At 50.6% G+C, this 20,371-nt stretch carries 16 protein-coding genes and 3 pseudogenes; 1 reads left to right on the top strand and 18 read right to left on the bottom strand.

What is annotated here, in order from left to right:
• Window positions 1-127: 127 nt before the first annotated feature.
• The 18 genes and pseudogenes from cydC to NLX71_RS16135 all read right to left on the bottom strand — a co-directional run bounded on the left by cydC (window position 128) and on the right by NLX71_RS16135 (window position 19,578).
• Window positions 128-1,849: a thiol reductant ABC exporter subunit CydC gene (gene cydC / locus NLX71_RS16225; RefSeq protein WP_254364860.1), complete on the bottom strand. Its 1,722-nt coding sequence runs from the start codon at window positions 1,847-1,849 to the stop codon at window positions 128-130.
• Window positions 1,846-3,642 (bottom strand): thiol reductant ABC exporter subunit CydD, encoded by a 1,797-nt coding sequence (cydD, locus tag NLX71_RS16220; protein WP_302058275.1) that lies wholly within the window; start codon window positions 3,640-3,642, stop codon window positions 1,846-1,848. Before cydD ends, cydC begins: the two co-directional genes overlap by 4 nt.
• 88 nt (window positions 3,643-3,730) lie before the next feature.
• On the bottom strand, window positions 3,731-4,747 hold the full coding sequence (locus tag NLX71_RS16215) for a cytochrome d ubiquinol oxidase subunit II (RefSeq protein ID WP_254364858.1): 1,017 nt from the start codon (window positions 4,745-4,747) through the stop codon (window positions 3,731-3,733).
• Complete coding sequence (locus tag NLX71_RS16210) at window positions 4,744-6,108, bottom strand: cytochrome ubiquinol oxidase subunit I (protein ID WP_254364857.1); 1,365 nt, start codon at window positions 6,106-6,108, stop codon at window positions 4,744-4,746. Before NLX71_RS16210 ends, NLX71_RS16215 begins: the two co-directional genes overlap by 4 nt.
• Window positions 6,109-6,592: 484 nt before the next feature.
• A pseudogene (locus tag NLX71_RS16205) lies at window positions 6,593-6,694 on the bottom strand (arsenate reductase); the annotation flags it as partial.
• A gap of 17 nt (window positions 6,695-6,711) precedes the next feature.
• Window positions 6,712-7,697: pseudogene (gene arsB, locus NLX71_RS16200) on the bottom strand (ACR3 family arsenite efflux transporter).
• An 85-nt stretch (window positions 7,698-7,782) separates the two neighbouring features.
• Window positions 7,783-8,106 carry an ArsR/SmtB family transcription factor gene (locus NLX71_RS16195; protein ID WP_254364856.1) on the bottom strand — a complete coding sequence of 108 codons (324 nt, stop codon included), beginning with the start codon at window positions 8,104-8,106 and terminating at the stop codon, window positions 7,783-7,785.
• 262 nt (window positions 8,107-8,368) lie between these two features.
• Entirely contained in the window at window positions 8,369-9,262 is an 894-nt protein-coding gene (locus tag NLX71_RS16185; RefSeq protein ID WP_254364855.1) for a LysR family transcriptional regulator, read from the bottom strand.
• 153 nt (window positions 9,263-9,415) lie between these two features.
• Window positions 9,416-10,954: an acyl-CoA carboxylase subunit beta gene (locus NLX71_RS16180; RefSeq protein ID WP_254364854.1), complete on the bottom strand. Its 1,539-nt coding sequence runs from the start codon at window positions 10,952-10,954 to the stop codon at window positions 9,416-9,418.
• Window positions 10,955-10,985: 31 nt separating this feature from the next.
• The gene (locus NLX71_RS16175) at window positions 10,986-11,768 is read right to left on the bottom strand and encodes an enoyl-CoA hydratase (RefSeq protein WP_254364853.1); all 783 of its coding nucleotides are present in this window, start codon (window positions 11,766-11,768) and stop codon (window positions 10,986-10,988) included.
• A 37-nt stretch (window positions 11,769-11,805) separates the two neighbouring features.
• A complete protein-coding gene (locus NLX71_RS16170) occupies window positions 11,806-12,714 on the bottom strand; it encodes a hydroxymethylglutaryl-CoA lyase (RefSeq protein ID WP_254364852.1) in 909 nt (302 codons plus the stop codon).
• 23 nt (window positions 12,715-12,737) lie between these two features.
• The gene (locus tag NLX71_RS16165; RefSeq protein ID WP_254364851.1) at window positions 12,738-12,950 is read right to left on the bottom strand and encodes an acetyl-CoA carboxylase biotin carboxyl carrier protein subunit; all 213 of its coding nucleotides are present in this window, start codon (window positions 12,948-12,950) and stop codon (window positions 12,738-12,740) included.
• Between the two features lie 17 nt (window positions 12,951-12,967).
• On the bottom strand, window positions 12,968-14,308 hold the full coding sequence (locus tag NLX71_RS16160) for an acetyl-CoA carboxylase biotin carboxylase subunit (RefSeq protein ID WP_254364850.1): 1,341 nt from the start codon (window positions 14,306-14,308) through the stop codon (window positions 12,968-12,970).
• 14 nt (window positions 14,309-14,322) lie between these two features.
• Window positions 14,323-15,462: an acyl-CoA dehydrogenase gene (locus NLX71_RS16155; RefSeq protein ID WP_254364849.1), complete on the bottom strand. Its 1,140-nt coding sequence runs from the start codon at window positions 15,460-15,462 to the stop codon at window positions 14,323-14,325.
• Between the two features lie 35 nt (window positions 15,463-15,497).
• Entirely contained in the window at window positions 15,498-16,787 is a 1,290-nt protein-coding gene (locus tag NLX71_RS16150) for a dihydrolipoamide acetyltransferase family protein (protein ID WP_254364848.1), read from the bottom strand.
• Window positions 16,788-16,805: 18 nt separating this feature from the next.
• Window positions 16,806-17,789 (bottom strand): alpha-ketoacid dehydrogenase subunit beta, encoded by a 984-nt coding sequence (locus NLX71_RS16145; protein WP_254364847.1) that lies wholly within the window; start codon window positions 17,787-17,789, stop codon window positions 16,806-16,808.
• A 12-nt stretch (window positions 17,790-17,801) separates the two neighbouring features.
• Window positions 17,802-18,815 (bottom strand): thiamine pyrophosphate-dependent dehydrogenase E1 component subunit alpha, encoded by a 1,014-nt coding sequence (locus NLX71_RS16140; RefSeq protein ID WP_254364846.1) that lies wholly within the window; start codon window positions 18,813-18,815, stop codon window positions 17,802-17,804.
• Between the two features lie 202 nt (window positions 18,816-19,017).
• The gene (locus NLX71_RS16135; RefSeq protein WP_254364845.1) at window positions 19,018-19,578 is read right to left on the bottom strand and encodes a hypothetical protein; all 561 of its coding nucleotides are present in this window, start codon (window positions 19,576-19,578) and stop codon (window positions 19,018-19,020) included.
• Window positions 19,579-19,798: 220 nt separating this feature from the next.
• Here NLX71_RS16135 and NLX71_RS16130 point away from each other — a divergent pair.
• Window positions 19,799-20,218, top strand: a pseudogene (locus tag NLX71_RS16130) (P-loop NTPase family protein); the annotation flags it as partial.
• Window positions 20,219-20,371 lie beyond the last annotated feature (153 nt).

Below are 20,371 nucleotides of genomic sequence, written 5' to 3'. Positions count from 1 at the left end.
GGGCTTAGAGTAAGAAAAAACGCCAAGTCGGTTACATCTGAATGCTTAGCGTATATTTTCGTTAAAATGTTGGCTGGACCCCTTAGAGCTAAAAAGACGCACAACGACGCTTCCGCGATCTATATGATCAGGCTTCGCCGATCATTTGCAGCTCTATTTGCTTCAGTTCATAAAAATATCCCTTTTGCTCCATCAGCTCTGAATACGTTCCCGCTTCAATGACTCTTCCTTGGTCCATGACCAAAATCCGGTCCATCCATTCCAAGCCGGTCAGCCGATGGCTGATCAGAAGAAGCGTATCGCCCTCCGCCTGTGTCAACAGATTCCGGAAAACGCGTTGCTCCGTCACGTAATCCAGAGAAGACGTCGGTTCGTCCAGTAGCCATAGCCGTCCTTTCCTCAACATCACCCGGGCCAAGGCCAAGCGTTGCTTCTCTCCCTCCGACAGGTTCTCCCCTTTTTCGTACACCGTATCGTCCAGCGATCTATTCGGCAGCTGCGCTTTATCCAGCATAGCCAACAACGCTTCGTCGGAATGACGTTCCTCATTCAGCAACAGGTTCTCCCGAAGGGTACCCCGAAAGAAATGGCTGTGCTGCAGCACCACATTCGACGCTTGCCAAATGCTCGCTTCATCCAGTTCCTCAACCGCAGCGCCATTTAAAAGAATCTGGCCGTCTGTCGGTGTACGAAGCTTGAGCAGCAATTCAATAATGGTTGTTTTTCCTGATCCGCTCGGCCCGACAATAGCGGTTTTAGAACCGGCTGGAATATGAAGGGAAATCTCTCTCAGCGCCGGGCGCCCTTCATCTTCATATTGAAACGAAACGCCGCTTAGCTCAATCGAAATGCCCTGATTGACGGAAAGGACGCCGCTTGGCTGCGGCGATTGCCTATCGGCGGCATGAACCGTTTCCGCAAGCCGTTGGGCCGCATGTTCGCTATCCTGCTTATAGGCTGGCAGCGTAGCCATTGGTGCAGCTTCTTCAAACACCGTAAGCGAAGCCATAATCAACATGGCGAGATACACGCCGGCAAGCGAGCCGCCCATAATCAAATAGGCGCCAAGTACGAGCACCCCCCAGGAAATGAGATACGTTGCAAAAGTATGGAGCGATTGCCCGCGCAGCAAGTGCCTGGCTGCTGCTTGCTGTTCGTCCGCCAGTGCGGCGGAGGCATGGTGCAGCTGCTGCTCGCGCTTATTCAATTGTCCGTATACTTTTAGATCGCGGAAGCCATAAAGCAGCTCCGTCACTTCAGTAGACAGTACCGCCCGCTGCCGACGAACACGGCCATGAATCTTTCTCTGCCCAAGCAGAACAAGTCCCGGAACCACAAAGGCCGTTATCAGCATCCCGAGCACAACCAAACAGGCCATCCAGAATGAAAAGGTGGAAGTAAACAAAACCGTGGCCAAAAAAACCATAACGACAATGACAGGCGGATAAGCGACACGCAAAAAATAATGCTGCAAGCTTTCTACATCCCCAACGATTCGTGCCAGCAGCTCTCCACTTCGTTTTTTGCTCAATATCCCCGGCGTCAAAGGTACGAGCTTGGCAAAAAAGGAGGTGCGCAAATTACTGAGCAGAGAGAACGTCGCCCGATGGGAATACAAGCGTTCAGCGTAGCGGCTTGCCGCCCGCAGCAGGCCAAGTATTTTAACCAGGGACGTCAGCACAATCAAGGTATAGAGCGGCGGGGCAAACACGGTCTGGGAGATCAGATACCCGCTTGCGGCAAAAAGGCATACACCGGCGATGCCGGCAATGAATCCGCCGATGATCGCGATGGCGATATCCTTCCGTTCCTGAATCATCGCCTTTGTTAAAATAGCCAGCTCATTCATGCAAATCCTCCCTTCCGCCCGACATCTACCATCTCGGCATATTGGGGCAGACGCGCAAGAAGCTCCTCATGGCTCCCGCAGTCCAGCAGTACGCCATTGTCCATAAACAAGATGCGATCGGCATGTCGTATCGTGTACAAGCGGTGAGCCACGGTAATCATGGTCGCCTTGCTTGCAAGGTCCGCAATGGAGCGCTGCAGGACGCGTTCGGTCTGCAAATCCAATCCGACCGTGGGCTCATCGAACAAAATGACAGCAGGTCGTTTTAAAAAAGCCCGTGCCAGCGCGAGCCGTTGCTTCTCGCCACCCGACAATCCCCTGCCGCCTTCACCGACGAAGGTATCGTAGCCCTGCTCCAATTCGGCTGCAACGGCAGCCAGACCGGCGGCCTCTGCAGCCTGTGCGATATCCGCTCTGGAAACATCCCGGCCCGCGCCAATCGCAATATTGTCGGAAAATGTGCCGGCAAAAATATACGGATGCTGGGTAATATAGCTGACATGATCAAACCATGAAGCTTCATCGTATTGCGCAAGCGGACGTCCGTTCACTAGCACTTCTCCCGACAACGGCTTCAGCAACCCGGCAATAAGATGCAGCAAGGTGGTTTTGCCGGAGCCGCTTTTTCCGACAATGGCGATCTGCTCCCCCGGTCGAAACGACAGGGAACCGACTGCAAGCTCGAACGAATCCGGCGCATACCGAAACCGGATATTCCTCAGTTCGATGGATGGCGGCATCCGGAACAAACCCGAATCGGCTGTTCCACGCTTGTCCGCCTTATCCGTCCTATCGACCTCGTCTGTCCCGTCCGTTTTTCCGGCCCCCTCCCGACTATCCATCGCGCGCTCTTCCCTTGTGTCCGCAAGCATTTCTTCCACTTTACGCACAGCCCCCATACTGGTGCGACCGTTGTGAAAAGCAGTTCCCGTGTTTTTTAACAGACTGTAATACTCAGGCACCAGCAGCAGGATCAAAAAAGCCGTGTGGAAGGAAAGCGATTTGAAAACCAGCAGCTGAAGCGCCAGCTCAAGGGCAACCATGCCAATGCTCAACATCACGATGGTTTCCAGCATGAAGGTGTTGGTAAACGCAATCCGCAAAATGCCCATCGTCGCATCCCGATAGCCAAGGCTGCTGCGTTCAATTTCCTGCTGCTGGCGATGAGCCCGGCCAAATAGCTTCAATGAGACAAGCCCTTGTAGAGAGTCCAGAAATGTACCGGAAAATTCGGCAAGCTGCGCAAATTTCTCCTCCGATTTGTTCTTCGTTTTCAGCCCCACAAGCACCATAAAGATCGGGATAAAGGGGGCGGTAACAAGCATAATCCAGCCGGAATTCGTATGCTGGGTAAACACAACGGCTAAGATCAGGATCGGAATGATAGCAGCTTCCATCATACGTGGCATATACTGGCTGAAATAACTGTCCGCCTCATCCACCGCATCCAGCGCCACACTCACCTTTCCGCCCGTTTGCCCACGAAGCGCCGAAGGTACGGAAGCATTGGCCAGCTTTCGCAGCACTGCTGCCCGCATCTCTGTCTTGGCGCTGGCCGCCATCTGCAAGCCGATTCGTCCGTTTCCGTACGACAGCAGCGTACGCGCAGCCATGACGGCTAGCAATACGCCAAATATAGCAACAACCGACGAAAAGGAAGCGCGCTGCACAAAAATCCTTTCGACGGCTTCTGCGAGCAGTGCGGCCTGACCAGATATGGCTGCGCCGAGCGCAAGCGACATCCCGCCCAAGAGAACAAGACGTTTCCGTTGTACGGACATGAGCTCAGACATAAGACCGTTTTTCCCCTTCACGCAGGCTCCCCTCCTTTAACCAAACGCCTGTAAGCTACTCTCAACATGCATTCATGCACATACCCGCTTATTTTTTGCCTTTGACATAATCCGCATCAAACAGGAATAGCCTGAAGACCAGAATAAGGGACGGAATCAGCAGGCACAGGCCGCCGATAAAGGCAACCACAAGCGCAAGGCCCATCGACTCATGCGTGGCGCCGCTTTGAATGGTAATGTACGGCTCCAGAATATAAGGATATTGCCCTATACCGTAGGCAAAAAAGGCACAGAAAAATTGCAGCATCACACAAATAAAGGCCAGCCCGTAGCGACGCCCGTTGTACAGCAGCCACAAGGCGATCATAAAAAATCCAACGGAAAGCGCCAGCAGCCACCATAAATCCATCATGTTTTGAAAATGCCGCTCATTGTGTTGACTGAGATAAATAAATGCCGTAAGAGCGGCGATAATCGTTGGCGTCCCCCAAAAAAGGGCATAGGTCCGCGTCAGCTTGAGTGCTGACTGATCGTTCGCCCGGGAAGCGTAGAAGGCCAGGAACGAACCGCTGATGAACAGCACCGATACGATGGCCAAGGCGACGATGCTCCACGACAACGGGCTTGACATCAGCGTCCAATATTCCAGAGAAACCGCTCCGCCTTGCTCCACAATAAAACCGCCTTCGGAAAGCGTCAGGGCTACCGACAAAGAAGCCGGAATGAGTAAACCCGTTGCCCCGTATAAGAACAGATACACGATGTTTTCTTTGGAGCCGTAATTTTCAAACGCGTAAAACGAGCCGCGAATGGCCAGCAAAATAATGGCGATGCTTCCCGGTACAAGCAGCGCAGAGCCATAATAATAGGCCGTGTCGGGGAAAAAACCGATGATCCCGACGAAGAAAAAGACAAGAAACACATTGGTAATCTCCCAGACCGGCGATAAATAACGGGATATCAAACGATTGATAAGGTGGTCCTGTTTCGTCAGACGGGCATAGAAGGCAATAAAACCGGCGCCGTAATCAATGGAGGCCACAATTAAATAGCCGTACAAAAACAGCCAAAGCACGGTGATGCCTATCAACTCGTAACTGATCATACCGGATCACCCTTTTCCATGGACTGAACATGATTCTTTTTCACAAACGGTTCCAGCTCAATTTCTGCCGGTTTATCGCGGAACAAGCGCCTGAGTACAAAGACACACATGATCCCCAGTACAATATACAAAAGAAGGAAGAGAAAAAAGAGAATCCTCACATTCGGCGATGAAGTCGCTGCTTCCTCTACTCGCATATATCCGCGGATCATCCACGGCTGCCGCCCGACTTCCGCATAAAACCAGCCCAGTTCAACGCCCAAAAACGCCAGCGGCGCACTAAAAACAATCGCCCGAAGCAGCCACTTGTTGAGCTCATTGCGTTTCTTCCAGAACAAAAACAGGAAATACAGGAGCGCAACGACCAAAATAACAAAGCCGGTCCCGGCCATCAAATCGAACAAATAGTGCACAAGGAGCGGCGGGCGTTCATCAAGGGGAAACTCCTCCAGCCCCTTTACCTCGGCATCAAAGTCCCCAAAGGCCAGGAAGCTGAGAACCTTCGGAAGGTGAATCGCTCCCATTACTTTCTGTTCGGCGTTTAGCCACCCCAATAAAATCAAATCCGCTCCGCTTTCCGTTTTAAAATGCCATTCTGCGGCCGCCAGCTTCTCCGGTTGATGCTCCGCCAAAAACTTAGCCGATATATCACCGGCGATGGTTGTCAGCAAGCTGAAGACGAGAACAACTCCCATCATGAGCTTCAATGCTTTCTTGTAATACGTCGATGCCCCTTTTCTTAGAATAACGTAGGCAGCGATTCCCGCCAGCAAGGCTGCCCCCGTCAAATAGGCCGAGGATAGGATATGGAATACTTTTGAGGGCGTCGCCGTATTAAACATCGCTTGCAACGGATTCACTGCCGTAAAGTGGCCATCTTCCATGACAAAGCCTCCGGGCTGATTCATAAATCCGTTCACTGTCGTAATAAAAAAAGCGGACATGCTTGCCCCGGCAACAATCGGTAACGTCAGCAGCCAATGGATATACGGATTGCGGAACCGGTCCCACGTGTACAAATAAATCCCCAAGAAGATGGCCTCAAAAAAGAACGCAAAAACCTCCATAAATAACGGAAGGGCGATCACATTTCCTGCCAATTGCATAAAGTTCGGCCAAACCAACGCTAGCTGCAAGGCAATCGCCGTTCCGGTCACCACGCCCACTGCCACGGAAATGATAAATCCTCGCGTCCATCTTTTGGCCATGAGCATGTAATGGGGGTCCTTCTTGCGTATACCGACGAATTCGGCAATTGCAATCATTAACGGAACACCAACGCCAACCGTGGCAAAAATAACATGAAATGTCAAGGTCAGCCCCGTTAACCATCTGCTCCACAGCACCGTATCTAGATCCATGCCAGACTATCTCCTTTCAAACCTGTTCATTCGTATCAGAATGTAAAAGTAATTATAACGAAGCATTGACTCAAATTTTCACGAAAGCTTCTCCTTTCAAAAAAAAATTAAAACTTTCCGAAAACTCGGTGAAAAACGCAAAAAACACTCCATCGGGTCATTGTTTCAGTAGCCGATGTGTGGTATGTGATCAATATCACAAGTTGTTTGGAACGCAAATGGTAGAAAAAAGATCGACTTTTCTGTGGAATCGTTTGTACCACCAAACCGATTCAAGAAAGAGACGATCTCATGAAAAATGGTATCCGTGAAAAAATTGACGGTTAAGTAAACGCGGCATCACTCGTCATAGTAGCCTTTGCCTTCTCCGGCCGTAAACGTGGCGATGTACCGAATGACTTGTCATCCAAACGTTTGGTTTAGGAAGCACACCTAGATCGTGAAAAAAGCGTGCTATAACGCGGCACGCTTTATTCTGTATTTTTTACTGACATTCGGCTAGAAACTTTTCGATACGGGACTTAACGGCATCCCGGACCACTCGAAATTGGCTCATGATTTCTTCCTCGGTGCCGGTGGCCTTGCTGAGTCCTCCTGTTTATGTTAGGATGCTTCCTTTGAAAAATACTTTCGCTGAAATCGGAGAGCGACGTTGACCAAGGCAATCATCACGGGGACTTCCACAAGAGGCCCGATCACGGCCGCAAATGCTGCGCCGGAATGAATGCCAAACACCCCAACGGCAACAGCGATCGCCAGTTCGAAGTTATTCCCGGAGGCGGTAAATGCCAGTGTAGAAGTCACCGGGTAATCAGCTCCGGTTTTTTTGCCCATGAAAAACGAAATCAGGAACATGACGACAAAGTAAATCAAGAGCGGAATCGCGATCCTCACGACATCCAAAGGCAATTGGATGATCATTTCGCCTTTCAGCGAGAACATGATGATAATCGTAAACAGTAATGCGATGAGTGTAATAGGACTGATTTTCGGAATAAAGACTGTTTCGTACCATGAACGCCCTTTTGCTTTTACAAGCGAATAACGCGTAATCATCCCGGCCAGAAACGGTATACCTAAATAAATAAACACGCTCTTGGCGACTTCGGCCATCGTAATATCAACAACGACGCCTTCCAAGCCAAACCATCCCGGAAAATCGTGACAAAGACATAGGTGTAGACGGAGTAAAACAAAACTTGGAAGATCGAGTTGAAAGCAACGAGTCCCGCCGCGTACTCGGCATCCCCTCTGCACAAATCGTTCCAAACGATGACCATGGCAATACAACGGGCTAAACCGATCATAATAAGGCCGACCATGTATTCGGGATAGCCTTGGAGAAAAATAATCGCCAAGAAAAACATTAAGATCGGGCCGATGAGCCAATTTTGAATCAATGAAATGGTTAACACCTTTCCATTTCGGAAGACACGGCCGATTTCTTCGTATCGTACCTTCGCCAGTGGCGGATACATCATTAAAATAAGGCCAAGCGCAATCGGGATCGAAGTGGTTCCGACTTGAAATTCATTCAAACCGGCGACAAAGTTAGGAAATACGTAACCGAGGCCAATCCCTAACGCCATCGCAACAAAAATCCATAACGTCAAATAGCGGTCCAGAAAAGAAAGCCGCTTTTTCTCTTGCTTGCTCACCTGCTGTAAACCCCCTTTACTCGCAAGTAACCGTCAGTCCTTGTTGCTCCAATTTCCGCAGCTCCTCGGACAGATCGGGCAGATTGGACAAGGCATACCCAATTTCGTCTAATCGTTTCTCGTTGATCGAATAGAACACCCATTGCCCCTTTCGCGTTTCGCGGACCAGTTCAGCCGTTTTCAGACGGCTTACATGTTTAGAAATGGCTGGTTGGGAAATGTTAAAGATGGGAACAAGCTCGCACACGCAGCAATCGCGAGTACGGAGCAAAGAAAGGATTTTCAGCCTTGTCGGATCGGCAAGAGCTTTCAGAATATCCGCTAACTTTTCAAATTCCATTGTCTCTTAAATCACCTCACATCAAAAACCATATAACCATATTGTTATATGTATATAAGGAAAAGTCAATATGGAAATCCAGATATATAACTCCAAAAAATAAAAAGGCAGTGCCTGAGTGAACAGGCGTGCCTACAATTCATCCCGCATATATTCCGTAAATTCCCACAGCAGTTGTTCATTTCTTCGATAATAGGTCCACTGACCGTAACGTCTGGACTCCAATAGTCCGGCACAACGGCCTGCGGGCAGCCGCTGTTCATCATCCCGGTTGATTCGGCGGATTGGCCTGAATATAGGTAATAAACTCCCGGGCGGCATAAGAAAGGTATTTATCCCGGGGATAAATAAGCGCCAGCTCCCAAGCCATCTGCGGGTGGGAAATCGAAACGGGATGAACGGCAAGATGATGCAAACGGCTCGCCATCGATCGGGGGATCAATGAAATTCCTAGTTGAGACGCCACCATCTCGCAGCAGAAATCCCACAGGGAGGTCATATGAGCCACCTCAGGCTTGAACCCGGCTTGCAGGCATGCTTGCCGAACGACGTCATGAAGGGCGAATTCCTCGGTGAACAGAATAAACGGTTCATGCTTTAATTCGGCTAAATTGACGGACGTTCTTCCGGCCAGCCAGTGCTGACGGCTTACAATGATGACCAGCTCTTCAGCTAACAAGGAAACGGTTTCATACCGCCGCGTGTTCACCGGCAGCACCGTGACTCCAAAATCAATATTTCCTTGCTCCATCTGCGTCTCTACCTGTTTCGCGCTGTATTCTACCATTTGAATCTCAATCCCGGGATATCCCTCCTTGAATCCGGCAATGATTTTCGGGAAAAGCAATGCGCTGATGCTAGGCATAATTCCCATTTTTACGGTTCCTCTTTGTACTTGAACCAGCTCATTAACAGAAGACGATAACTCCTCCAGCAGTTGCAAAACTTGCAATGCCTTCTCGTTAACCAGCTTACCCGCATCCGTGAGCACAACCTCCCTCTCTGAACGGTCAAGCAGCGTAACACCCAATTCGTCTTCGAGGGTCTTGATCATCTTGCTGATCGATGGCTGAGAAACAAACAGCACCTGCGAAGCTTTTGTAAAATTTTTATGCTTGGCGACTTCTGCAAAATATTGAAGCTGTCTAATATCCATCTGATCCGGATCTGCCTCCTTCTTCCCCTATAGGCAAAGCGGTATCCAAACCAATTCCTTTATCTTAAGATTATACCATTATATGCCTTTCGCGCAAAAAAACAGCACCGACGCGCCGCTAAACGCCTGGTGCTGTTCGGGAATGCGAGCGAATTAAACCGGGTATACCGGGTGCTTCCGCTCAGAGAAGACGACCACCTTGGACGAATAAGCCTCGAATCGATTCACTAGCTCGTCACGTAACGAATCGGCCGGAATAATCCCGTCGATAATCATTTCGGACGCCAGCCGGTAAATATCGATATCCTGCTTATATTCCTCCCGCTTTTGTTCGATAAAAGACGCTCGCTCGTTTTCGGGCAGCTGAGCAATTTTATTGGCATAGACGGCGTTGACCGCCGCTTCCGGTCCCATCACCGCAATTTGAGCCGTTGGCAAGGCGAGACAGCAATCCGGTTCAAACGCAGGACCGGCCATCGCATAGAGGCCTGCTCCGTAGGCTTTGCGGACGATTACCGAGATTTTAGGTACGCTTGCTTCGGACATGGCCGAAATCATTTTCGCGCCATGGCGGATAATGCCTGCCCGCTCCACCTTCGTGCCGATCATAAAGCCGGGGACGTCGGCGAGAAACAGAAGCGGGATATGAAACGCGTCGCAAAGGGTAATAAATCTGGCGGCCTTATCCGCCGAATCGTGAAACAGCACGCCTCCCTTCACCCGCGGCTGATTGGCAACGATCCCAAGCGGTTTTCCGTTCATTCGGGCCAATCCCGTAATCAGTTCGCCGGCAAACAGCTTCTTGATCTCAAAGAATGACCCCTCGTCAATAATCCGGTCAATCAGGTCATACATATTGAACGGGGCATTCTGATTGGACGGGATGATCTCTTCTAACGATTTCTCAAAGGATTGCGGCGCCGCTGCTTCTATAACCGGCGGTTTTTCGGCATAATTGGCGGGAAAATAAGCGAGATAGCGTCGTGCCATCGAGATGGCTTCTTCCTCATTTTGGGCCAGCACATCGCCGCAGCCGGATACCGAGCAATGCATGCGCGCGCCACCCATTTCTTCGAGCGTAACCTTTTCTCCGATAACCATCTCCGCCATCCGCGGGGAACCGAGATACATGGATGCATTTCCATCCACCATAATCACGATATCGCAAAATGCCGGTATGTAGGCCCCGCCCGCAGCCGAAGGACCGAAGAGCAAGCAGATTTGAGGAATTTTACCCGACAATTTGACCTGATTGTAAAAAATACGGCCGGCCCCGCGCCGTCCGGGGAACATCTCGACCTGGTCCGTAATGCGGGCGCCTGCTGAATCGACGAGGTAAATCAACGGCACTCTCATTTTTTCGGCCGTCTCTTGGATTCGAATGATCTTCTCTACCGTACGCGATCCCCAAGAACCGGCTTTTACGGTGGAATCGTTGGCCATCACACAAACGGTTCTCCCGTTAATCTTTCCGATCGCCGTAACTACGCCATCCGCCGGAAGGTCTTCGGCCGCGCAGTTGGCAAATAACGCATCCTCCAGCTCGAAGCCCGGATCAAACAATAGCTTCAAACGGTCGCGGACAAATCGTTTTCCTTGCTCCGTATTCTTTTGATGATAATTTTGCGCCCCCCCTTTGAGGACCCGTGAAATACGCTCCTGCAGCTCTTCCGGATTCATTCCTATAGTCATCCCCTATTCCTCCTTCTTTCCAAAATGCTAGTTATTCGCCCTTAAATATAGGGGGACGCTTCTCTTTGAACGCTTGCAGTCCTTCCAAGCGATCCTTTGTCGGAATCGTGACTTCATAGGCATTTTGCTCAATCGCAAGCCCGGTGCTCAGGTCTACATCTAATCCCTTATCGATGGCGAACTTGGCCTGCGCCACGGCGACAGGAGCATTTCGAACAATATGGCCCGCGATTTCCAGCGCTTTATCGAGAAGGGACTCAGGCGGCGTCACATACTCTACCAGCCCGATATCCCTTGCCTCTTGGGCATCGATTTTTCTTGCGGTAAAAATAAGCTCCTTGGCGCGCCCCTTCCCGATCAGCCTCGGCAGCCTTTGCGTTCCGCCTGCGCCGGGAATAATCCCAAGCGAAGTTTCCGTAAGGGCGAATGCTGCCGTTTCGGAGGCGATCCGAATGTCGCAGGCCAACGCCAATTCCGTTCCCCCGCCAAAAGCGGCTCCGTTCACGGCGGCAATGACCGGCTGGGGCAAGGCTTCCAACTCATGGATGCACTCGCGAATCAATGAAACCGTCCTGCGCACCTGGCTCATGTCCATGCCTGCGCGCTCTTTTAAATCGGCGCCTGCGCAAAAGGCTTTCTCTCCCGCCCCGGTGACCACGATACAGCGAACGGAAAGGTCAAATTTACAGGCCGCTGCCGCTGCCCGCAATTGTTCCAGCATCTTGATCGATAGCGCATTCGCGGCTTCCGGCCGGTTTAACGTTAGGAGCACGATGCCATTTCCGATGTTGGCGGACAATACAGTTTTTTCCACAATCCCCCTCCTTTCCTGAACCGAACCCTGCGCCCGCTTATCCGTTTTCGTTCGAGCTGCCGACCTGAAGATGACGGCTTGGCAAAGCTCTTCCGATCTTGTCCTGAATAAAACGGGCCGCGGAGAGCAGCTTTTCCGGATGGACCCCCGTTTGAATCCCCATCGCATCCAGCATGTAAAGCAGATCGTCCGAAGCCACATTGCCCGCAGCCCCAGGCGCGTACGGGCATCCGCCTAAACCGCCGACGGAGGCATCAAACGTCGTGATCCCCATATCCATCGACACCAAAATATTAGCCAGAGCCGTGCCGCGCGTATCGTGAAAGTGCAGAGCCAGTTTCCCGGCATCAAAACGCTTTAACAAAATATCCAATACGTCTTGCACCTGCTTCGGATTGGCAATGCCAATCGTATCCCCGAGCGATAACTCGCCAATCCCCATCTCGAACAACGCTTCCGATACCCGGATTACCTCGTCGATGGAAACCGGACCTTCATAGGGACAACCGAAGACGGTGGACACATAACCGCGCACGGACTTTCCTGCGGAAAGAGCTTCTTCCGCCACTTCTCTTAAAATAGGAAAAGTAGCGCTAATCGACTTGTTGATGTTCCTTTGATTATGGGTTTCGCTGGCAGACATAAAGACGGCTGCTTCATCCACATCAACTTCCAACGCTCGTTCCAGACCTTGACGATTCGGAACGAGAGCCGAATAAAGGACGCCGGGCATCCGTTCAATTCCTTTCGCAACCTCAGCGGCATCGGCCAGCGCCGGAATCCACTTTGGATTCACAAACGAAGTGATTTCAATAGACTTCATTCCGGTGCCGGACAATTGGTTGATCCAAGCTATTTTATCCTCTGTCGAAACAAAGACCTTCTCATTCTGTAGTCCATCCCTCGGACCAACCTCTTTGAGCGTCACACTCGCCGGCCAGTTCATCTCCCCGACCCCCAGCATACGTATTAATCCAGCTCGATCAATAAATCTCCTTCATCCACAAAGTCGCCTTCGTTCACCTTTACTTCTTTTACCGTCCCGCCGGAACCAACCGTAACCGGGATTTCCATTTTCATCGATTCCAAAATGGCTACATCTTGTCCCGCTTCGACATGATCCCCAGGCTTGACAAGAATTTTATACACATTCCCCGCCATAAACGCCACGATTTTGCTCATCTGAATCACCTCCTGTTTTACGATCGTAAATGCTTGGCAACGAAGCCTGTTGTCGTATCGCCTGAACGGAACGCGGGATGCGCGATGACTTCTTGCAGCATCGGGATGTTTGTTTTGATTCCCTGAACGTGATAATGGGCTAACGCCTCTTGAAGCCGGTCAATCGCCTCGTCGCGATCCTTCCCTCGGACCACGAGCTTGGCAATCATCGGATCATAGTAAGGAGTGACCACAGAGCCCTCCCGCACAGCGAGCTCATGGCGGATTCCCGGTCCTTCGGGTACGGCAAACGTCGTAATCGTTCCCGGAGACGGGAAGAACGTCTTCGGATCTTCCGCATAAATCCGCACTTCGATCGCATGACCGTTGCGTTTCACATCGGATTGACCGAAATTCAAGGAATGTCCGGCTGCAATTCGCAACTGCTCTGCAACCAAGTCCAAGCCGGTAATCTCTTCTGTAATCGTATGCTCCACCTGTAGACGAGTATTCATTTCAAGAAAATAGAAATTTTTGTGCTCGTCAACTAAAAACTCGATGGTTCCCGCATTCCGGTAGCCGATGGATGTAGCCGCCTTTACTGCCGCTTCTCCCATTTTGCCGCGCGTAAGTTCATCCAAATAGGTGGACGGGGCTTCCTCCACGACTTTTTGATGGCGGCGTTGAATGGAGCATTCCCGTTCCCCTAAGTAAACGGTATGCCCATAGGCATCGGCCAAAATCTGAATTTCGATGTGCCGGGGATTTTCCACAACCTTCTCGACATACATGGCCCCATCTCCGAAGAAATCGGAGGCGCGTTTCCGGTTCCCTTCAAATGCTTTGTGAAGCTCCGCTTCGCTGTGAACGATCTGCATGCCGATCCCGCCACCGCCGGCCGAAGCCTTGAGCATGACCGGATAGCCGATACGGCTGGCTGCCTGCGCCGCTTCTTCCGCATCCGCTAACGGATAGGAAATGCCGGGGACGACAGGCACACCTGCCTTTTCCATCCTATTCCGGGCTTCAATTTTACTGCCCATGCGGGAGATGACATCCGCCGACGGACCGATGAAGACGATACCGGCTTCCTCGCAGCGGCGGGCAAATTCGGCATTTTCCGAGAGAAGGCCATATCCGGGGTGAATCGCATCCGCTTTGGAAAGACGGGCGATTTCCAATATTTTGTCAATATTCAAGTAGCTCTCCGCTACTTTGGGACCTCCCACCCCGTAGGCCTCATCCGCCATCGCGACATGAGGGGCATTCTTATCCGCTTCCGAGTAAATACAGACGGTGGCAATGCCCAGCGATTGGCAAGTACGGATCACGCGGGCAGCAATTTCTCCCCGGTTAGCGACTAGAATCTTCTTGAACATAGAATCAATCCCCTTTAACAGCCGATCTGGCGTGCAATGACCATTCGTTGGATTTCCGAAGTACCTTCCCCGATCTCCAGAAGCTTGACGTCCCGGAAAAACCGCTCCACCTGATATTCCTTCATATAACCATACCCGCCATGGATCTGAACGGCTTGATCGCAAACCTTCATCCCCATTTCCGAAGCAAATAATTTGGCCATCGCCGCTTCCTTCTTAAAGCCTTTTCCTTGATCCTTCAGCCAGGCCGCTTTATAAACCATGTTGCGCGCGACTTCAATATTCATGGCCATGTCGGCCAGTTTGAATTGGATGGCTTGAAAGGCAGATAAGCTGCGGCCAAATTGTTTTCTTTCTTTGGCGTATTGGAGCGATTTGTCGTAAGCCCCTTGGGCAATCCCGACCGCCATGGCCCCGATCCCGATTCTTCCTCCGTCAAGCGTAGCTAAAAATTGCTTGTACCCGTTTCCTTCTTTCCCCAGAAGATTCTCTTTGGGAACGGTTACATTTTCCAAAACCAGCTCCGTTGTATTCGAAGCGTGAAGACCCATCTTTTCATAATTGCTCATGACCGTAAATCCCGGCGCATCAGTAGGTACGATAAACGCACTGATGCCGTCCGTCCCTTTGGAGCGATCCGTTACGGCCGTGAGCGCCAGATTTTTGGCATAGCTTGCGTTGGTAATAAAGCATTTGGAACCGGAAATGATCCACTGATCGTCATGCCGCTGCGCTGTCGTTTGGGTTCCGCCTGCGTCGGAACCAGCATTCGGTTCTGTCAGCCCAAACGCGCCCAAATATTCTCCTTGACAAAGTGGGGTTAAATATTTTTCCTTTTGCTCGTGCGTTCCGAATAAATGGATCGGCGCCCCGCCCAACGAAACATGGGCAGAATAGGTAATCCCTGTGGATGCGCATACCCGGCTTAATTCTTCTACAGCAATCGCAAAGCTTATCGTATCGGCTCCCCCGCCGCCATATTGCTCGGGAAAAGGCAAACCCATGACGCCCAGCTTCGATAATTTATCGAACACATCCTCCGGAAATTGCTTGGTGCGATCCCGTTCATCCGCGCCCGGAGCCACCTCGCCTTCCGCAAAATCACGCATCATCTTCTTGATCAGCGCTTGTTCTTCGGTTAAATCAAAATGCATGATGTCATCGCCCCTAACTTCAACATTCTGAATCGTTAATAGAGTCTGGTGTCCGTACCGTAGCCTTCAATCTTTTGCTTGACGCTCTGCAAGAAGCGGCCGCACACAAGACCGTCCAAAACCCGGTGATCCAAGGAAAGACAAATGTTCATCATATCGCGGACGGCAATCATGTGATCGATGACGACCGGACGTTTTACGATGGCCTCAACACTTAAAATGGCCACTTGCGGAGGAGTGACGATTGGGGCTGAAAGAACGGAACCGAAAGAGCCCGTATTATTCACGGTAAACGTTCCACCGGTGATATCCTCTAACCCTAACCTGCCCTCCCTTGTCTTCTTGACCAATTCATCTATGGCTTTGGCAAGACCGTAAATGCTTTTTTGGTCCGCGTCCTTAATGACGGGAACGAATAACGATTGATCGGTGGCTACGGCAATCGAGAGATGAATCGCTTTTTTAACGATCATGTGATCGTCTGCCCACTGCGAATTTAAGATGGGGAATTCCTTCAAGGCTTCTACAACCGACTTGATAAAGAATGGCAAATACGTTAATTGGATGCCTTCTTTTTTCTTAAACTCCTCTTTGATCTGGTTTCGATGACGTACCAGATTGGTGACATCGCATTCAATCGTAAGCCAGGCGTGGGGAATCTCCTGCTTGCTTTTTACCATTCGTGCGGCTATCGTTCTGCGGATGGCGGTAACCGGGATCGTCTCGTCGGCTTGGGTTAACGGAGAATGGACGGCAGGCAGGTCATCGACCGGAACGGACGGCTTCGGAATGTCGCGGGCCGGTTCTGCTACCGGTTGGGACGGCTTCGACGGAGGTTCTGCTATTGAAGCGAAGGCGGCTGCGGCCTGCCTCTTTCCTTGCAAAATCTCCAAAATGTCTTTTCTGGTGATGCGTCCGGCAACGCCCGATCCTTCCATACGGGAAAGATCCAAATTGTTTTCTTGCGCCAGTTTAAGCACGGCCGGCGAATAGCGTGGGTTCATGGCTGCTTGCGTTGTCACATCGTCGGCTTGCTGGGCTTGAGCGGCGGCCGACGTCTTGGCTTCAACCGGCGCGATCGCTTGATCTTCCACCGCAATACGGCAAATCAAAGTTCCTACCGCTACCGTTTCGCCTTCTTGAACGATAATTTCGGATACCGTACCGCTAAACGTAGAAGGAACCTCCGCATTCACTTTATCTGTAATCACTTCGCATACGGGGTCGTATTTTTTAATTTGATCTCCGATGTTGACGAGCCACTTGGAAATCGTTCCTTCTGTTACACTTTCCCCTAACTGGGGCATAACGATGTTCTCAGCCATACTCTCCTCCCGGTCGGATCAAAATTGGGCCAATTCTTTCATAGCCTGGTATACTTTATCCGGATTGAGCATGAAAAATTTCTCCATTGCTGAACTATACGGCATAGCGGGAACGTCCGGACCGCAAAGGCGCTGAATCGGGGCATCCAATTCAAAAAGGCATTCCTCTGCGAGCACCGCTGCGACTTCCGCCCCCACGCCTCCCTCTTTGTTGTCTTCATGAATAATTAACACTTTACCGGTTTTACGGGCAGCCTCCACAATCGATTCCTTATCCAGAGGATAGAGGGTACGCAAATCGAGAATGTGAGCGCTGTATCCTTCTCGGGCAAGCCTTTCTGCCGCGTCCAACGCAAAATGCAAGGTAAGTCCGTAAGAAATAACCGTGAAGTCTTCGCCTTGCCGCTTCATATCCGCCTTCCCGATGGGAACGATGTACTCCGAGTCCGGCACTTCTCCTTTGATCGAGCGGTAACATCGCTTATGTTCAAAGAAAAGCACGGGATCTTCATCGCGGATGGCCGCTATGAGCAGTCCTTTGGCATCATAAGGCGTGGAAGGCGTGACCACTTTTAAACCGGGAATGTTGCAGAACATGGCTTCGACGCTTTGCGAATGATAGAGAGCGCCGTGAACGCCTCCTCCATAAGGAGCACGAATGACCACGGGACAGGTCCAATCTCCGTTCGAGCGGTATCTCATTTTGGCGGCTTCATTCACAATTTGGTTGACGGCAGGCATGATGTACTCGGCAAACTGAATTTCGGCTACAGGCCGTAGACCATAAGCGGCTGCTCCAACCGATACACCTGCGATGGCCGCTTCCGATAGCGGCGTATCGATAACCCGCTGTTCGCCAAATTCCTCGTGGAATCCCTGTGTAACCCGAAACACACCCCCGCGTACCCCAACGTCTTCTCCTAATACAAATACCCTTTCATCTCGCTGCATTTCCTCTCGAAGCGCTTGGGACACGGCATCGAGATACGAAATCACGGCCATTTCTCATTCCCCCTATTCTGCATAAACGTGCTTAAGGGCATCTTCCGGAGCCGAATCCGGGGCATTCTCCGCATATTCCGTGGCCTCATCGACTTCCATAAGCATCCGGTCATGAATTTCCTTCTCTTTGGCTTCATCCAATATCCCCAAATCTTTGAGATAATGGCTGAAGGATAAGAGTGGGTCCTTCTTCCGGGCTTCTTCCACTTCTTCGCGGGAACGGTAGGTGCGATCATCGTCGTCGCTTGAATGAGGAACTAAACGATAGACGACCGCCTCGATAAGCGTCGGCCCTTCCCCTCTTTCGGCCCGATCGACCGCCTCTTTCGTGACCTTATACACTTCCAAGGGATCATTGCCATCCACACTGACGCCGGAAAACCCGTAACCGATTGCCCGATCCGCGATACTTTCACAAGCCACCTGCTTGGAAAGAGGGACAGAGATGGCATACTTGTTATTCTCGCAGAAGAAAATGACGGGAAGCTTGTGCACTCCCGCAAAGTTCGCCGCTTCGTGAAACTCCCCTTGATTGCTGGACCCTTCCCCAAAGGCTGTTAATACGACAAGGTTTTTCCTCTCAATTTTACCAGATAAAGCGATTCCAACAGCATGCGGCACTTGACTCGTTACGACACTGGACCCCGAAAGAATGTTCAGTCTTTTACTCCCGAAATGCCCCGGCATTTGGCGTCCGCCGCTGTTCGGATCTCCCGCCTTGGCAAAAGCGGAAAGCATCAATTCCTTTGCCGTCATTCCGAAAACAATGACCATTCCCATGTCCCGATAATACGGACAAAGAAAATCTTTCGTCGGTTCCAACGCATAAGCCGCTCCTACCTGTGCTGCTTCATGACCTTGGCAAGAAACGAGAAAAGGGATCTTTCCCGCACGATTTAGAAGCCACATCCGTTCATCTACTTTTCGCGCCAAAACCATATTCTGATACATTTCAAGAACCTGTTGATCCGACAAACCTAGTGCCTGGTGCCGGTCCTTGACTTGACCATTTCCGGTTTTATTCATAATCGTATCCCTCCGACAATTGTGCCGCTTCACACTGCGGTTTCCTTAATTTTACATCCCATCCCTCCCATCGTGAAATATATATTGTGCATAGAAACTATGCAAAAAAAATATAGCGGGAGGCCTGCACGCTTGTGCATAGGCCTCCCCGATTTGTTCCATTGCTCTCTGTGCCTATATTCCATTGCACCCCCGCGGATGCTTAATCACTCGTAAATTTCGCCAACAGAACGTCATAATTGCCGTTAGCGCTGTCCTTTTGGAACGAACCCGTAACGATATATCCGCCATCATTGGTCGTTGCCACACGCTTGCCTATTTCGCCTGTGTTGCCAAAATCATACATATTCGACCACATTGCATTTCCCGCGTTGTTAATTTTCATCAGCACCAAATCTTCTTTACCCACTTGCGGACTCGTCAGCCCGGTCACGATATAATTGCCGTCCTTGGCCGCTTTGACATCATTGGCAAAATCGCCATTCGTTGAATGAAACTGGTTCGTCCACAGCTTGGCCCCCGAAGTGCTGACCTTGGTTACAAAGATGTTATACCCCTGAGAACTGTTCGGTTGATCGAAGTTGTTGATGGCCCCTGCGGCCACATAGCCGCTGCTCGTTGCGGCAACACCTTGCAGCGTGGCATATCTGTCCAGAGTAGAATCGAATTCCGTCCCTCCGGAGCCGGATACTTTTACCATCAGCCCGTACATCAGCAGCAGCATAGCAGCCAAAGAAGAAAGTAAAGGAATCGATTTTTTCATAATGACCTCCTTTTTTCTTGTAAATATTATATTTGAGTATATTTAACATATTAGCATATTTTTTGATATCTAAATAGTTAATATATTACAAAAAAGTTAACTTTTTTCTCTTTGTTTAACGGCTGTGCCATGGTAATACTATTTAAGAGAGGATGTTGTAAGCGAGAACAATGGAGTAACCAAAAATAGCAGATCAAAAATACTTGTAAAGGAAGGTACTATGACCCAAGAATATATAGAAATCCGCGGCGCTAGGGAAAATAACCTGAAAGATGTAGCTTTGCGCATTCCCAAGCGCAAAATCACCATTTTTACCGGTGTATCCGGTTCCGGCAAATCGTCGATCGTTTTTGACACCATCGCCGCCGAATCCCAACGTCTGCTGAACGAAAACTTCAGTACGTTCGTCCGCAACTTTCTGCCGCGTCTTCCGCAGCCGGATGCCGACGCGATTGAAAATCTTAGCATGGCGGTGATCGTCGACCAGAAACGCTTGGGTGGCGGCGCTCATTCGACCGTAGGCACGATTACCGATATTGCGCCTATACTGCGGCTGTTGTACTCACGTGTAGGTCAGCCTTACGCAGGTAAAGCCAATGCCTTTTCCTTCAACGACCAGCAAGGCATGTGCCCGGAATGTAAGTAAGCGTCAAATCCTCCACACCTAGAAAAACGACGGGATTCATGAGATCATATACGTAACTGATTACGACGCACACGCGAAAAGGTATGGATCAATGAAGGAACGTCAAATAGCCCCGGTTTGAGTGGGACGGGGCTGGACGGTTCTTAT

The organism is Paenibacillus sp. MZ04-78.2, assembly GCF_024213375.1.
Taxonomy (GTDB): Bacteria; Bacillota; Bacilli; order Paenibacillales; family NBRC-103111; genus Paenibacillus_G.
The sequence above is the reverse complement of the archived record's forward strand: the minus strand, read 5'-3'. Positions and strand labels throughout refer to the sequence as shown.

Excerpts from the sequence above, each read along its gene's own strand:
- cydC (WP_254364860.1), bottom strand. The coding sequence starts at position 1,849 with ATGAATGAGCTGGCTATTTTAACAAAGGCGATGATTCAGGAACGGAAG.
- cydD (WP_302058275.1), bottom strand. The coding sequence starts at position 3,642 with ATGTCTGAGCTCATGTCCGTACAACGGAAACGTCTTGTTCTCTTGGGC.
- NLX71_RS16215 (WP_254364858.1), bottom strand. The coding sequence starts at position 4,747 with ATGATCAGTTACGAGTTGATAGGCATCACCGTGCTTTGGCTGTTTTTG.
- NLX71_RS16210 (WP_254364857.1), bottom strand. The coding sequence starts at position 6,108 with ATGGATCTAGATACGGTGCTGTGGAGCAGATGGTTAACGGGGCTGACC.
- NLX71_RS16195 (WP_254364856.1), bottom strand. The coding sequence starts at position 8,106 with ATGGAATTTGAAAAGTTAGCGGATATTCTGAAAGCTCTTGCCGATCCG.
- NLX71_RS16185 (WP_254364855.1), bottom strand. The coding sequence starts at position 9,262 with ATGGATATTAGACAGCTTCAATATTTTGCAGAAGTCGCCAAGCATAAA.
- NLX71_RS16180 (WP_254364854.1), bottom strand. The coding sequence starts at position 10,954 with ATGACTATAGGAATGAATCCGGAAGAGCTGCAGGAGCGTATTTCACGG.
- NLX71_RS16170 (WP_254364852.1), bottom strand. The coding sequence starts at position 12,714 with ATGAACTGGCCGGCGAGTGTGACGCTCAAAGAGGTTGGTCCGAGGGAT.
- NLX71_RS16165 (WP_254364851.1), bottom strand. The coding sequence starts at position 12,950 with ATGAGCAAAATCGTGGCGTTTATGGCGGGGAATGTGTATAAAATTCTT.
- NLX71_RS16160 (WP_254364850.1), bottom strand. The coding sequence starts at position 14,308 with ATGTTCAAGAAGATTCTAGTCGCTAACCGGGGAGAAATTGCTGCCCGC.
- NLX71_RS16155 (WP_254364849.1), bottom strand. The coding sequence starts at position 15,462 with ATGCATTTTGATTTAACCGAAGAACAAGCGCTGATCAAGAAGATGATG.
- NLX71_RS16150 (WP_254364848.1), bottom strand. The coding sequence starts at position 16,787 with ATGGCTGAGAACATCGTTATGCCCCAGTTAGGGGAAAGTGTAACAGAA.
- NLX71_RS16145 (WP_254364847.1), bottom strand. The coding sequence starts at position 17,789 with ATGGCCGTGATTTCGTATCTCGATGCCGTGTCCCAAGCGCTTCGAGAG.
- NLX71_RS16140 (WP_254364846.1), bottom strand. The coding sequence starts at position 18,815 with ATGAATAAAACCGGAAATGGTCAAGTCAAGGACCGGCACCAGGCACTA.
- NLX71_RS16135 (WP_254364845.1), bottom strand. The coding sequence starts at position 19,578 with ATGAAAAAATCGATTCCTTTACTTTCTTCTTTGGCTGCTATGCTGCTG.